Source organism: Pseudomonas mendocina (assembly GCF_003008615.1).
GTDB classification, from domain to species: domain Bacteria; phylum Pseudomonadota; class Gammaproteobacteria; order Pseudomonadales; family Pseudomonadaceae; genus Aquipseudomonas; species Aquipseudomonas mendocina_C.
Map to the genome: position 1 here is coordinate 4,948,758 of NZ_CP027657.1, position 13,144 is coordinate 4,961,901.

The following is a 13,144-nucleotide window of genomic DNA, read 5'->3' on the forward strand; positions in this document are numbered from 1 at the left end:
ATATTTGCCCTTCAACTCCCTGAACGATAAGGAAACTCCCATGGCGCAAGTCACCCTCAAAGGCAACCCGGTGCAGGTCGATGGTCAACTGCCGAGCGTAGGCCAACAGGCTCCGGCTTTCAGCCTGGTCGCTGGCAACCTGAGCGACGTCACCCTGGCCAGCCTGGCCGGCAAGCGCAAGGTGCTGAACATCTTCCCGAGCGTCGACACCCCGACTTGCGCCACCTCCGTGCGCAAGTTCAACGCCGAGGCCAGTCAGTTGAACAACACAGTGGTGCTGTGCATCTCCGCTGACCTGCCGTTCGCCCAGGCGCGTTTCTGCGGTGCCGAAGGTCTGGAAAGCGTGGTCAATCTGTCGACCCTGCGCGGCGCCGATTTCCTCAAAAACTACGGCGTAGCAATCGCCAGTGGCCCGCTGGCCGGTCTGGCTGCCCGTGCGGTGGTGGTGCTGGACGAGAACGACAAGGTGCTGCACAGCGAGCTGGTCGGCGAAATCGCCGACGAGCCGAACTACGCAGCAGCCCTGGCCGTACTCAAGTAAGCGGCAAGTGAAAAACAGACGGCCTGCCTAGCAGGCCGTTTTTATTTGTGCCTGCGGGCGAACGCCGTGTGCACGCGGCAGTCTCTTGCTCGCCATAAATTGTTCGCTGATCCAAACAGTTAGTTACGTAAGAAGAGAGTAAAAAGCCGGTAAATAGACTTTGCTTGCCACCGGCCAGTGCTTATCGTTCCGACTCCCTAAAGAAGTGACTCGTTTTCTGCCATGTCCAATGCATCCGCGACCTCTTCCAAAACCTCCCGCCAATGGCTGGTCGGCCTGACCCTGCTCGCCGTGCTGTTTCTGCTGCTGTGGTGGTTCTGGCCGAGTGAGCCGCAATCGCAACAGGCGGGGCGTGGCCGTTTTGGCGACATGGGACCGACGCCGGTGCGTGTGGCTGAGGTCAGGCAGGCGGATTTTGCCATCGAGCTGAAAGCGCTGGGCACGGTGACTGCCTACAACACCGTCAACGTGCGCTCGCGGGTGGATGGCGAGCTGGTCAAGGCGCTGTTCACCGAAGGGCAACAGGTCAAGGCCGGCGACCTGCTGGCGGTGATCGACCCGCGCTCCTATGAGGTGGCACTGCAGCAGGCGCAGGGGGCGCTGCAGGAGAACCAGGCGCAACTCACCAACGCCGAACTCGATCTGGCGCGCTATGAAGGTCTGTACGCCGAGGACAGCATCGCCAAACAAACCCTCGACACCCAGCGTGCGCTGGTCAACCAGTACCGCGGCAGCATCAAGAGCAACCAGGCCGATGTCGCCACCGCCAAGCTCAACCTCGAGTTCACGCAGATTCGCGCGCCCATCAGCGGTCGCCTGGGCCTGCGTCAGCTGGACGTGGGTAACCTGGTCAGCAGCGGTGATACCACGCCGCTGGTGGTGATCACCCAGACCGATCCGATTTCGGTGATCTTCACCATTCCCGAAGGCGATCTGCCCGCAGTGCTCAAGCGTGTGCGCAACGACGAGACGCTAAAGGTGGAGGCCTGGGATCGCGGCGAGCGCCTGAAGTTGGCCGATGGCGTGCTGGAAAGCCTCGACAATCAGATCGACACCGCCACCGGTACGGTCAAGCTCAAGGCACGTTTCGAGAACGCCGAGCAGATGTTGTTCCCCAACCAGTTCGTCAATGTGCGCCTGCGCGTGGAAACCCGCGAGGCGGCCACCATCATCCCGTCCTCGTCGCTGCAGTTCGGCAATCGCGGCACCTTCGTCTACGTGGTCGATGGCGAGAACAAGGTCAGCATCCGTCTGGTCAATGCCGCCGCCAGCAATGGCGAAGACACGCTGGTCGAGGAGGGTGTGCAGCCGGGCGAACGTCTGGTGCTGGAAGGCTCCGACCGCCTGCGTGACGGCGCCGAGGTCGAAGTGATCGACTCCAAACAGGCCGAACAGCCGACGCAAAGCGCAGCGCCTGACAGCAGCAAACGCTCCGGCAGCCCGCGGACTGGCGCATGAACATCTCCCGCCCGTTCATCCTGCGGCCGGTCGCCACCACGCTGTTGATGGTGGCGATCTTCCTCAGCGGCTTGATTGCCTACCGCATGCTGCCGGTCTCGGCGCTACCAGAGGTGGATTACCCGACCATTCGCGTACTCACCCTGTATCCCGGTGCCAGCCCGGACGTGATGACCAGTGCCGTCACCGCGCCGCTGGAACGCCAGTTCGGGCAGATGGCCGGCCTCAAGCAGATGTCGTCGACCAGCTCGGGCGGCGCTTCGGTGATCACCCTGCGCTTCAATCTGGAAGTGTCGTTGGCGGTGGCCGAGCAGGAAGTGCAGGCGGCGATCAATGCGGCGAGCAACCTGCTGCCCAATGATCTGCCGGCACCGCCGGTGTACAACAAGGTCAACCCGGCCGACACGCCGGTGCTGACCCTGGCGGTCAGCTCCAAGAGCCTGCCGCTGCCGCAGGTCAACGATCTGGTCGATACCCGCCTGGCGCAGAAACTGGCGCAAACCAGTGGTGTCGGCCTGGTCACCCTGGCCGGTGGCCAGCGGCCGGCCGTGCGTATCCGCGTCAACCCGGAAGCTCTGGCAGCCTATGGCCTGAGCCTGGCGGACGTGCGCAGCCTGATCACCGCCAGTAACGTCAACCAGCCCAAGGGCAACTTCGACGGGCCGACCCGCGTGTCGCAGCTCGACGCCAACGACCAGTTGCGCTCGGTCGAGGAATACCGCGAGCTGATCCTCAGCTACGAGAACGGCGCTGCGCTGCGCCTGAAGGATGTCGCCGAGATCGTCGACGGCGCCGAGAACGAGCGCCTGGCTGCCTGGGCCGACCGCAACCAGGCGGTGCTGGTCAACGTGCAGCGCCAGCCCGGCGCCAACGTCATCGACGTGGTCGACCGCATCCAGACCCTGTTGCCGCACCTGACCGAAAGCCTGCCGGCCAGCGTCGAGGTCAAGGTGCTCACCGACCGCACCCAGACCATCCGCGCCGCCGTACGCGACGTGCAGCACGAACTGCTGCTGGCCATCACCCTGGTGGTGCTGGTGACCTTCCTGTTCCTGCGCAAACTGTCGGCGACCATCATTCCCTCGGTGGTGGTGCCACTGTCGCTGATCGGTACCTTCGGCGTGATGTACCTGGCCGGCTTCACCATCAACAACCTGACGCTGATGGCTCTGACCATTGCCACCGGCTTCGTGGTGGACGACGCCATCGTCATGCTGGAGAACATCGCCCGCCATCTGGAAGAAGGCGAAACGCCGCTCAACGCCGCGCTCAAGGGCGCCCGGCAGATCGGCTTCACCCTGGTGTCGCTGACCCTGTCGCTGATCGCCGTGCTGATCCCGCTGCTGTTCATGGCGGATGTGGTGGGGCGGCTGTTCCGTGAGTTCGCCATTACTCTGGCGGTGGCGATCATGATTTCCCTGGTGGTATCGCTGACGCTGACGCCAATGATGTGCGCGCGCCTGCTCAAGGCCGAGAAGCCTGAGGAAGAGGGGCGCTTCTACCATGCGGCCGGTGGTGTGATCGATTCGATGATCGAGCGCTACGGCGTGTGGTTGCAGTGGGTGCTGCGTCATCAGCCGCTGACCCTGCTGGTGGCCATCGCCACCATGGGCCTGACCGTGCTGCTGTACCTGGCCGTGCCCAAGGGCTTCTTCCCGGTGCAGGACACCGGAGTGATCCAGGGCATTTCCGAGGCGCCGCAGTCGATTTCCTTCAGCGCCATGAGCGAGCGCCAGCAGCGCCTGGCCGATGTGATCCTGCGTGATCCGGCGGTGGCCAGCCTGTCGTCTTCGATTGGCGTGGACGGTGACAACCCGACGCTCAATAGCGGCCGCCTGCTGATCAATCTCAAACCGCACGCTGAGCGCGACGTGACGGCGAGCGAGGTGATTGATCGGCTGCGTCCCGAGCTGGCGCGCATTCCCGGCATCGAGTTGTACATGCAGCCGGTGCAGGATCTGACCATCGAGGATCGCATCAGCCGCACGCAATTCCAGTTCACCCTGGAGTCGCCGGAAAGCGCCTTGCTGGAAGAGTGGACACCGCGCCTGGTCGAGGCACTGCGCGAGCAGCCGGAGCTGACTGACGTGGCCAGCGACCTGCAGAACCGTGGCCTGCAGGTGTATCTGCAGATCGACCGCGACGCCGCATCGCGCCTGGGCGTGAGCGTCAGCACCATCGACGACGCACTTTACGATGCCTTCGGTCAGCGCCAGATCAGCACCATCTACACCCAGGCCAGCCAGTACCGCGTGGTGCTGGAAAGCCGTGACGGTGGGCGTATCGGCATGGCCGCGCTGGGGCAGATCCACGTTGCCACCGCTGAAGGCGGTCAGGTGCCGCTGTCATCGCTGGCGCACATCGAGGAGCGCCCGGCAAGCCTGCTGATCAACCATATCGGCCAGTTCCCGGCGGTGACCCTGTCGTTCAACCTGGCGCCAGGCGTATCGCTGGGCGAGGCGGTGGCGGTGATCGAGCAGGTGGAGGCCGACATCGGTCTACCCGGCGCGATCGACACGCAGTTCCAGGGGGCGGCCGAGGCGTTCCGTGCGTCGCTGTCCTCGACGCTGCTGCTGATCCTGGCGGCCATCGTCACCATGTACATCGTGCTCGGCGTGCTCTACGAGAGCTACATCCACCCGATCACCATTCTCTCCACGCTGCCGTCGGCCGGTGTCGGCGCCTTGCTGGCGCTGCTCTTGACCGGTAACGATCTGGGCCTGATCGCCATCATCGGCATCATCCTGCTGATCGGTATCGTCAAGAAGAACGCCATCATGATGATCGACTTCGCCCTGGAGGCAGAGCGTCATCAGGGCATGGCGCCGGAGGCGGCGATCTACCAGGCCGCGTTGCTACGTTTCCGACCGATCCTGATGACCACCCTGGCTGCACTGTTCGGTGCGGTGCCGCTGATGCTGGCATCCGGCTCCGGCGCCGAACTGCGTCAGCCGCTGGGGCTGGTGATGGTCGGCGGCCTGCTGGTCAGCCAGGTGCTGACGCTGTTCACCACGCCGGTTATCTACCTGTACTTCGACCGCCTGTCACGGCGTGTCAGCGGCCGCAGCGCGGCCGGGGTGGCGGTATGAGCTCCCGGCGTAGGAGCGGCTTCAGCCGCGAATATGCTGCACCGGTCTGTTCGCGGCTGAAGCCGCTCCTACGGGATTGGCGAAGCCTGGGCGGGGCCAATCACGCATGAACCTGTCCGCTCCCTTCATCCGTCGCCCTGTGGCGACCCTGCTGCTGAGCCTGGCGATCATGTTGCTCGGCGGGGTCAGCTTCGGCCTGTTGCCGGTGTCACCGCTGCCGAACATGGATTTCCCGGTGATAACCGTGCAGGCCAACCTGCCTGGTGCCAGCCCGCAGATCATGGCGGCAACCGTGGCCACCCCGCTGGAGCGCTCGCTGGGCAGCATCGCCGGCGTCAACCAGATGAACAGCAACAGCAGCCAGGGCAGCACGCGGATCATGGTCGAGTTCGACCTGAACAAGGACATCAATACCGCGGCCCGTGAGGTACAGGCGGCAATCAACGCCGCACGCGAGCTGCTGCCCAGTGGCATGCGCACCATGCCCAGCTACCGCAAGATCAACCCCTCGCAAGCGCCGATCATGGTCATTTCGCTGACCAGCGACACGCTGAACAAAGGCCAGCTCTACGATGTGGCCTCGACCATCCTGGCGCAAAAGCTGTCGCAGGTAACCGGCGTCGGCGAGGTGCAGGTCGGCGGCAGTTCATTGCCGGCGGTGCGCGTGGCACTGGAGCCGCGCCTGCTCGACCAGTACGGCATCGCCCTCGACGAAGTGCGCCAGGCCATCTCCGCAAGCAACGCCCTCAAACCCAAGGGCGCGGTAGAGGACGAACAGCGCCGCTGGCAGGTACAGGCCAGCGACCAGTTGGCCAAGGCTGCCGATTACATCCCGATGATCATCCGTTATCAGGACGGCGCCGCGGTGCGCCTGGGCGACGTGGCGACCGTCACCGATGGCGTCGAGGATCGTTACAACAGCGGTTTCTATAACGACAAGGACTCGGTGCTGCTGGTAATCAACCGGCAGAGCGGGGCGAACATCCTGCAGACCATCAGCGACATTCGCGCCGAGCTGCCGGCACTGCGTGAGGTGATTCCGGCCAGCGTCGAGCTGGAAATCGCCATGGATCGTTCGCCGGTGATCCGCGCCACCCTGCACGAGGCCGAGCAGACGCTGCTGATCGCCGTGGGCCTGGTGATCCTGGTGGTGCTGGCTTTCCTCGGCCGTTGGCGTGCCGCGTTGATCCCGGCGCTGGCAGTGCCGGTATCGCTGATCGGCAGTTTCGCCGCCATGTACCTGCTGGATTTCTCGCTCAACAACCTGTCACTGATGGCGCTGATCATCGCCACCGGCCTGGTGGTGGACGACGCCATTGTGGTGCTGGAGAACATCTCCCGGCATATCCACAATGGCGAGAAGCCGATGGAGGCAGCGCTCAAGGGCACCCGCGAGGTGGGCTTCACGCTGCTGTCGATGAATCTGTCGCTGGTGGCGGTGTTCGTCTCCATCCTGTTCATGGGCGGCATCATCGAGCGGCTGTTCCGCGAGTTTTCCCTGACTCTGGCCGTAGCCGTGGTGATTTCCCTGCTGGTGTCGCTGACGCTGACGCCCATGCTTTGCGCACGCTGGCTCAAACCCGAGGACGAGCAGCCCCGCGGGCGCTTGCAGCAATGGGGCGATCGCCTGCAGAACCGCGTACTGGCGTTCTACGGCCGTAGCCTGGACTGGGCGCTGCGCCATTCACTGCTGATGCTGCTGAGCTTCCTGGCGACCATCGCGTTGAATGTCTACCTGTTCGTCAGCGTGCCCAAGACCTTCATGCCGCAGCAGGACACCGGCCAGTTGATCGGCTTCATCCGTGGCGATGACGGCCTCTCGTTTCAGGTCATGCAACCGAAAATGGAAATCTTCCGCAACGCAGTGCTGGCTGATCCGGCGGTGGAAAGCGTGGCCGGTTTCATCGGCGGCAGTGGCGGTATCAACAATGCCTTCATGATCGTGCGCCTCAAACCCATCGCCCAGCGCAGCGATTCCGCCCAGGACGTGATCAACCGCCTGCGTACCAGCGTACCCAAGGTGCCGGGCGGGCGCATGTTCCTGATGCCGGATCAGGACTTGCAGATGGGCGGGCGCCAGGGACGCAGTTCGGAAAACGAGTACATGCTGCTGTCCGACGATCTCGATGTGCTGCGCACCTGGCTGCCGCAGGTGCGCGAGACGCTGCGCGCGCTGCCCGAGCTGACCGGTATCGATGCCCGGGAAACCGAGGGTGCCCAGCAGATTCGCCTGGTGGTCGACCGCGAGGCGGCACGCCGCCTGGGCGTGGACATGGACATGATCACCGCCGTGCTCAACAACGCCTTCAGTCAGCGTCAGGTCTCGACCATCTATGAAGCGCTGAACCAGTACAGCGTGGTGATGGAGATCAACCCCAAATATGCCCAGCATCCCGAAGCGTTGAACCAGATTCAGCTGATCACCGACGAGGGCACGCGTGTGCCGTTGTCTACCTTTGCCCATTGGGAGCGCAGCCTGGAGAACGACAGGGTCAGCCACCAGGGCCAGTTCGCCGTGGAGAACATCGGTTTCTCGCTGGCCGAGGGGGTGAGCCTGGATCAGGCTACCCGCGCCATCGACGTGGCCATCGCCCGGCTCAATCTGCCGACTGAGGTACAGGGCACGCTGGGCGGTACCGGCGCCGCATTCCAGAAGGCCCAGGACAACCAGCCGCTGATGATCCTGCTGGCGCTGGTGGTCGTGTATCTGGTGCTTGGCGTGCTTTACGAGAGCTACGTGCACCCGTTGACCATTCTCTCGACCCTGCCATCTGCCGGCGTCGGTGCCTTGCTGGCGTTGCAACTGGTGGGCATGGAGTTCAGCCTGATTTCGCTGTTGGGCCTGTTCCTACTGATCGGCATCGTCAAGAAGAACGCCATCCTGATGGTCGACCTCGCCCTGCAGCTGGAGCGCGGCGAGAAGCTCAGCCCGCAGGAATCGATCCGTCGCGCCTGTCTGCTGCGCTTCCGGCCGATCCTGATGACCACTCTGGCGGCCATTCTCGGTGCCTTGCCACTGGTGCTGGGCAGCGCGGAGGGCTCGGAAATGCGCCAGCCACTGGGCGTCACCATCGTTGGTGGCCTGGTGCTCAGCCAGTTGCTGACCCTGTACACCACACCGGTGATCTATCTCTACTTCGACCGCCTGCGCCACCGTGTCAATCGCTGGCGCGGCGTGCGTACCGATGCTTCGTTGGAAAATCCGCTATGAACCGAGCTCCCTTTGCCCGAACCCTCGTCTCTCTGCTGTTGGCCAGCGTGCTCGGCGGGTGCGCTCTGGGCCCTGACTATCAGCGTCCCGAATTAGCGGCGCCTGCGCAGTTCAAGCAGGTCGAGGGTTGGAAGGCCGCGTCCCCGGCAGACGCATTGGAGCGTGGCAACTGGTGGGCGCTATACGGCGACGCTGAGTTGAATGCATTGGTCGAACGTCTGCAGGTGTCCAACCAGAACCTGGCTGCAGCCGAAGCTCAGTATCGTCAGGCGCGTGCCTTGGTGCGCAGCGCTCGGGCCAGTTTCTATCCCACGTTGTCCGGTAGCGCCGGGATGACGCGCGCCGGGCAGGGCGGTGGTGATAGCACGCTGAGAACCTCCGATGGCGTCGCCGTCAGCGGTTCGAGCGCCTCACGCATTTCCAAGAGCTATGACCTGAGCCTCAATGCGGCCTGGGAACTGGATATCTGGGGCAAGCTGCGCCGGGGCCTTGAGGCAAGTCGGGCCGAGTACGACGCCAGTGCAGCCGATCTCGCTGCAGCGCGTCTTAGCCTGCAGAGCGAACTGGTGCAGAGCTATCTGCAATTGCGCGTTCTGGATGAGCAGAAGCGTCTGCTCGACGCGACCGTGGCGGCCTATCAACGCTCATTGCGGCTGACCGAAAACCAGTACAAGGCCGGTATCGTGCCCAAGTCCGACGTGACCCAGGCCACTACCCAGCTCAGGAGCACCCAGGCACAGGCCATCGATCTACAGTGGCAGCGCGCGCAGTTGGAGCATGCGATTGCCGTGCTGGTGGGCGTCAGCCCGGCGGAACTGTCCATTGCCCCGCGTGAAAGTCTGCCGGCCTTGCCGGCGATTCCTGTGGCGTTGCCGTCGCAGTTGCTCGAACGTCGTCCGGACGTTGCGGCAGCGGAGCGTCGGGTGATGGCCGCCAATGCGCAGATCGGTGTGGCCGAAGCCGCGTGGTTCCCTGATCTGAGCATTTCCGCCACTGGCGGCTACCGCGGCAGCAGCTTCGCCGACTGGATCGAAGTGCCGAACCGCTTCTGGTCGCTCGGCCCGCAACTGGCGCTGACTCTGTTCGATGGCGGCGCGCGGCGTGCCGAGCTGGAACGTACCGAAGCCGCCTACGACCAGACTGTGGCTCAGTACCGCCAGTCTGTCCTGGACAGCTTCCGTGAGGTCGAGGATTACCTGGTGCAACTGCGGGTGCTGGAGCAGGAGAGCGGTATCCAGCAGCAGGCGCTGGATGCTGCGCGCGAGTCGCTACGCCTGATCGAGAACCAGTACCGCGCCGGTACCGTGGACTACAACAGCGTGGTTACCGTGCAAGCCACTGCGCTGAGCAATGAGCGCTCCAACCTGACCCTGCTCGGCAGCCGGCTGACTGCCAGCGTGCAATTGATCGCGGCCCTTGGCGGGGGGTGGCAGCTGGAGCAATTGCACGATCCGGCGGCTATTACCACGGGTGAGGAAGAGGCTCGCTAGGGCTGCACGAAAAAGCGCCGAGCATAGGTACCTGTGGTGCGGAGCCTAGGCATTATTTTCCTGACCCTAAGGCTAACTTTCCGTTAGTATTCGTCGCGTTGTCTTCAGTAATCGCAACTGGCCATCAGGGATGTGGGGCGGATAACGTCCTTCGGTCGTGCGTTTTCTACTCAGAGCTCTTCGATGCTGATTGGTAGTTACGATTCATCCCTGGTAGCGCTTTCGCTTTGTGTCGCCATTCTGGCTTCGTATACGGCGCTCGATCTGGCTGGACGCATCGCCAGCGCCCTGGGTGCCGCGCGCGTCCTGTGGATCGTTGGCGGTGCTGTGGCGATGGGTATCGGCATCTGGTCGATGCACTTCGTCGGCATGCTCGCCTTCAGCCTGCCAATCCCCCTCGGTTACGATCTGACCATCACCTTGCTGTCGCTGGCCATCGCCATGCTCGCCTCGGGTTTCGCCCTATGGTTGGTGAGCCAGCCCGAGCTGCCTATTTGGCATATCGCGCTGGGCTCGTTGGCCATGGGTGCTGGCATTGGCGCGATGCACTACATCGGCATGGCGGCGATGCGCATGCAGCCAGGCATCGACTACGATCCGCTGTTGTTCGCCTTGTCGCTGCTGATCGCGGTCGCGGCATCGGGGGCGGCATTGTTGATCGCCTTCCGCTTGCGCCGACATACGCCTTACGTGCGCCTGGCCCGAGCCGGCGCGGCGGTGATCATGGGCTTCGCCATCGTCGGCATGCACTACACCGGGATGGCTGCAGCGAGCTTTCCCGAGGGCAGCCTGTGCGGCGCTGCTTTCAGCGGTCTGGACAGTCGTTGGCTGGCCAGCCTGGTGATCGTCACCACCTTCGCCGTGTTGGTCATTGCCCTGTTGACGTCGATTCTCGACGCCCGCCTTGAGGCGCGCACGGAACTGCTCAACAGCTCGTTGGCCAAGGCCAATGCAGAGCTCACCCAACTGGCCCTGCACGATAGCCTGACCAAGCTACCCAACCGGCTGCTGCTGGAGGATCGGATTGGCCAGAGCATTCTCAAGGTGCAGCGCAACGGCGGCTACTTCGCCTTGTTGTTCATGGATCTGGACGGCTTCAAACCCGTCAACGATGCCTTCGGTCATCATGTCGGCGATCTGTTGCTGGTAGCCGTGGCCCAGCGTTTGCGCGCCCATCTGCGGGCCCATGACAGCCTGGCGCGTATTGGTGGTGACGAGTTCGTGCTGCTGGCCGAGCTGCGCCACCCGGACGATGCGGTCAAGGTTGCCAGTCATGTGGTGGGGCTGCTCGGTCAGGCATTCGACATAGACGGCCATGAATTGCGGGTGTCGACCAGCGTCGGTATCACCCTGTATCCCGGCGATGGCATCGACCAGCAGGATCTGTTGATCAACGCCGATGCGGCGATGTACCACGCCAAGAGTCTGGGCAAGAACGGCTACAGCTTCTTCGAGAGTTCGATGAACTCCAATGCCCGGCAGCAGTTGCAGCTGTTGCACGATCTGCGCGTGGCGCTGGAGCGTGGCGAGTTTCGTTTGCACTACCAGCCCAAGTTCGCCAGCGAAAGCGGGCGTATGCTCGGCGCCGAAGCCCTACTGCGCTGGCAGCACCCGCAGCAGGGGTTGTTGGCGCCGATCCACTTCATCGGTCTGGCGGAGAAGACCGGGCTGATCATTCCCATCGGGGACTGGGTGCTGGACGAAGCGTGTCGGCAGATGCGTCTGTGGTATGACCAGGGTCATGAGGATTGGCGCGTCGCGGTCAACCTCTCGGCGCTGCAGTTCTGCCACAGCGAGCTGGTCGAGAACGTACGGCAGACCTTGGAGCGCCACGGCCTGCCGGCCAATTGCCTGACCCTGGAAATCACTGAAAGCACCGCCATGCACGATGTGGGCGCCAGTCAGGAGATTCTCGAGCGGCTGGTCGAGATGGGCGTGGATATCGCCATCGACGATTTCGGTACCGGCTATTCGAGCCTGCTCTATCTCAAACGCCTGCCAGCCAACGAGTTGAAGATCGACCGTGGTTTCGTGCGTGACCTGGAGCATGACGGTGACGATGTCGCCATCGTCTCCGCCATCGTGGCGCTGGGGCAGGCGTTGAACCTGCGTATCGTCGCCGAAGGGGTGGAAACGCCCGAGCAGCAGGCGTTTCTTACCCAGTTGGGCTGCGACTCACTGCAGGGCTATCTGCTCGGCCATCCGCTACCGGCTGAGCACTTGCCCACTGAGTGAGGGCCGCGATCAGTCGCGCTTCTTGCGATTGACCGTTTGCGCGGCCTTGATCACGTCGCTGCCGATTACCGGTTCGAACTGCTGCCACACCGGGCGCATGGCATCACGCCAGGCCTGACGTTCCTCGGCACTGAGACTGATCACCTGGCTGCGACCGGAATCGATGATGCGCTGGCGATCGTTCTGATTGGCGGCTTCGGCCTGTTTGTTAACTGCGTAGGTGACCTCGTCGATGATGCTTTCGAGCTCCATGCGCACCTGATGCGGGATGCCGTACCAGAAGCGTGAGTTGCTCACCAGCATGTAGTCGAGCACGCCGTGATTGGTCTCGCTGATGAAGGGCTGCACATCGTGCAGTTTCTGGCTGTAGATATTCGACCAAGGGTTTTCCGCGCCTTGTACCTGGCCACTCTGCAGCGCTTTGAATACCTCGGAAAATGGCAGTTTCTGCGTTTTTGCGCCCAGTTGGCCGAATTGCGCTTCCAGCACAGCGGACGGCTGGATACGGAAGCTCAGGCCATTGGCGTCACCCGGCAGCTTCAGCGCACGGGTTGCCGAGAGCTGCTTCATCCCGTTGTGCCAGTAAGCCAGGCCGACGATGTTGTGATCTTCCATCGAGCGCAGCAACTGGCGGCCCTTGGCGCGCTTCTGGAAGCGGTTGACTGCTTCGAGGTCATCGAACAGGAAAGGCAGGTCGAACACCTGCAGCTGCTTGGTGTATTGCTCGAACTTGGCCAGGGACGGTGCCAGCAGTTGTACGTCGTCATTGCGCAGCGCCTCCAGCTCGTTGGCGTCGCCGTAGAGGCTGGAGTTGGGGTAAACCTCGACACGAACCTTGCCAGCCAGACGTTGCTCGACCAGCTCCTTGAACAGCAGGGCGCCTTGGCCCTTGGGCGTGCTATCGGCGACGACGTGGGAGAACTTGATCAGGATAGGTTCATCGGCCAGCACCGCAGTGGCGCCGAGAGAGGCTAACGCCAGGGCGCAGACGGCCACGGCGCGGATCGAGTTGAACATACTGCTACCTTTCTTCTTATCGGTTGTGGGGTGGCTTTGGGGCCGCCTCGTGTTGGTGGCTTTGTCGTGGGATCAGGCCGAGAGACGCGTGGCAGCACCTGTT

Annotated in this window: 7 protein-coding genes; 6 read left to right on the forward strand and 1 reads right to left on the reverse strand. The window is 63.2% G+C overall.

The window, feature by feature from the left end; translation table 11 throughout:
• Positions 1–40: 40 nt before the first annotated feature.
• The 6 genes from tpx (at position 41) to C7A17_RS22925 (ending at position 12,024) form a co-directional block, all read left to right on the forward strand.
• Positions 41–541, forward strand: a complete 501-nt coding sequence (gene tpx / locus C7A17_RS22900) for a thiol peroxidase (RefSeq protein WP_106740930.1) — start codon at positions 41–43, stop codon at positions 539–541.
• 222 nt (positions 542–763) lie between these two features.
• Positions 764–1,999 carry an MdtA/MuxA family multidrug efflux RND transporter periplasmic adaptor subunit gene (locus C7A17_RS22905; RefSeq protein ID WP_106740933.1) on the forward strand — a complete coding sequence of 412 codons (1,236 nt, stop codon included), beginning with the start codon at positions 764–766 and terminating at the stop codon, positions 1,997–1,999.
• Complete coding sequence (locus C7A17_RS22910; protein ID WP_106740935.1) at positions 1,996–5,088, forward strand: MdtB/MuxB family multidrug efflux RND transporter permease subunit; 3,093 nt, start codon at positions 1,996–1,998, stop codon at positions 5,086–5,088. The genes C7A17_RS22905 and C7A17_RS22910 overlap by 4 nt, the downstream gene beginning before the upstream one ends.
• A 106-nt stretch (positions 5,089–5,194) precedes the next feature.
• Positions 5,195–8,299 carry an efflux RND transporter permease subunit gene (locus C7A17_RS22915; RefSeq protein WP_106740938.1) on the forward strand — a complete coding sequence of 1,035 codons (3,105 nt, stop codon included), beginning with the start codon at positions 5,195–5,197 and terminating at the stop codon, positions 8,297–8,299.
• The gene (locus C7A17_RS22920) at positions 8,296–9,789 is read left to right on the forward strand and encodes an efflux transporter outer membrane subunit (RefSeq protein WP_106740941.1); all 1,494 of its coding nucleotides are present in this window, start codon (positions 8,296–8,298) and stop codon (positions 9,787–9,789) included. Before C7A17_RS22915 ends, C7A17_RS22920 begins: the two co-directional genes overlap by 4 nt.
• Positions 9,790–9,972: 183 nt before the next feature.
• Positions 9,973–12,024 (forward strand): putative bifunctional diguanylate cyclase/phosphodiesterase, encoded by a 2,052-nt coding sequence (locus C7A17_RS22925; protein ID WP_106740943.1) that lies wholly within the window; start codon positions 9,973–9,975, stop codon positions 12,022–12,024.
• Between the two features lie 9 nt (positions 12,025–12,033).
• Here C7A17_RS22925 and C7A17_RS22930 read toward each other — a convergent pair whose 3' ends face one another.
• Entirely contained in the window at positions 12,034–13,041 is a 1,008-nt protein-coding gene (locus C7A17_RS22930; protein ID WP_106740946.1) for a TRAP transporter substrate-binding protein, read from the reverse strand.
• Positions 13,042–13,144: the final 103 nt, after the last annotated feature.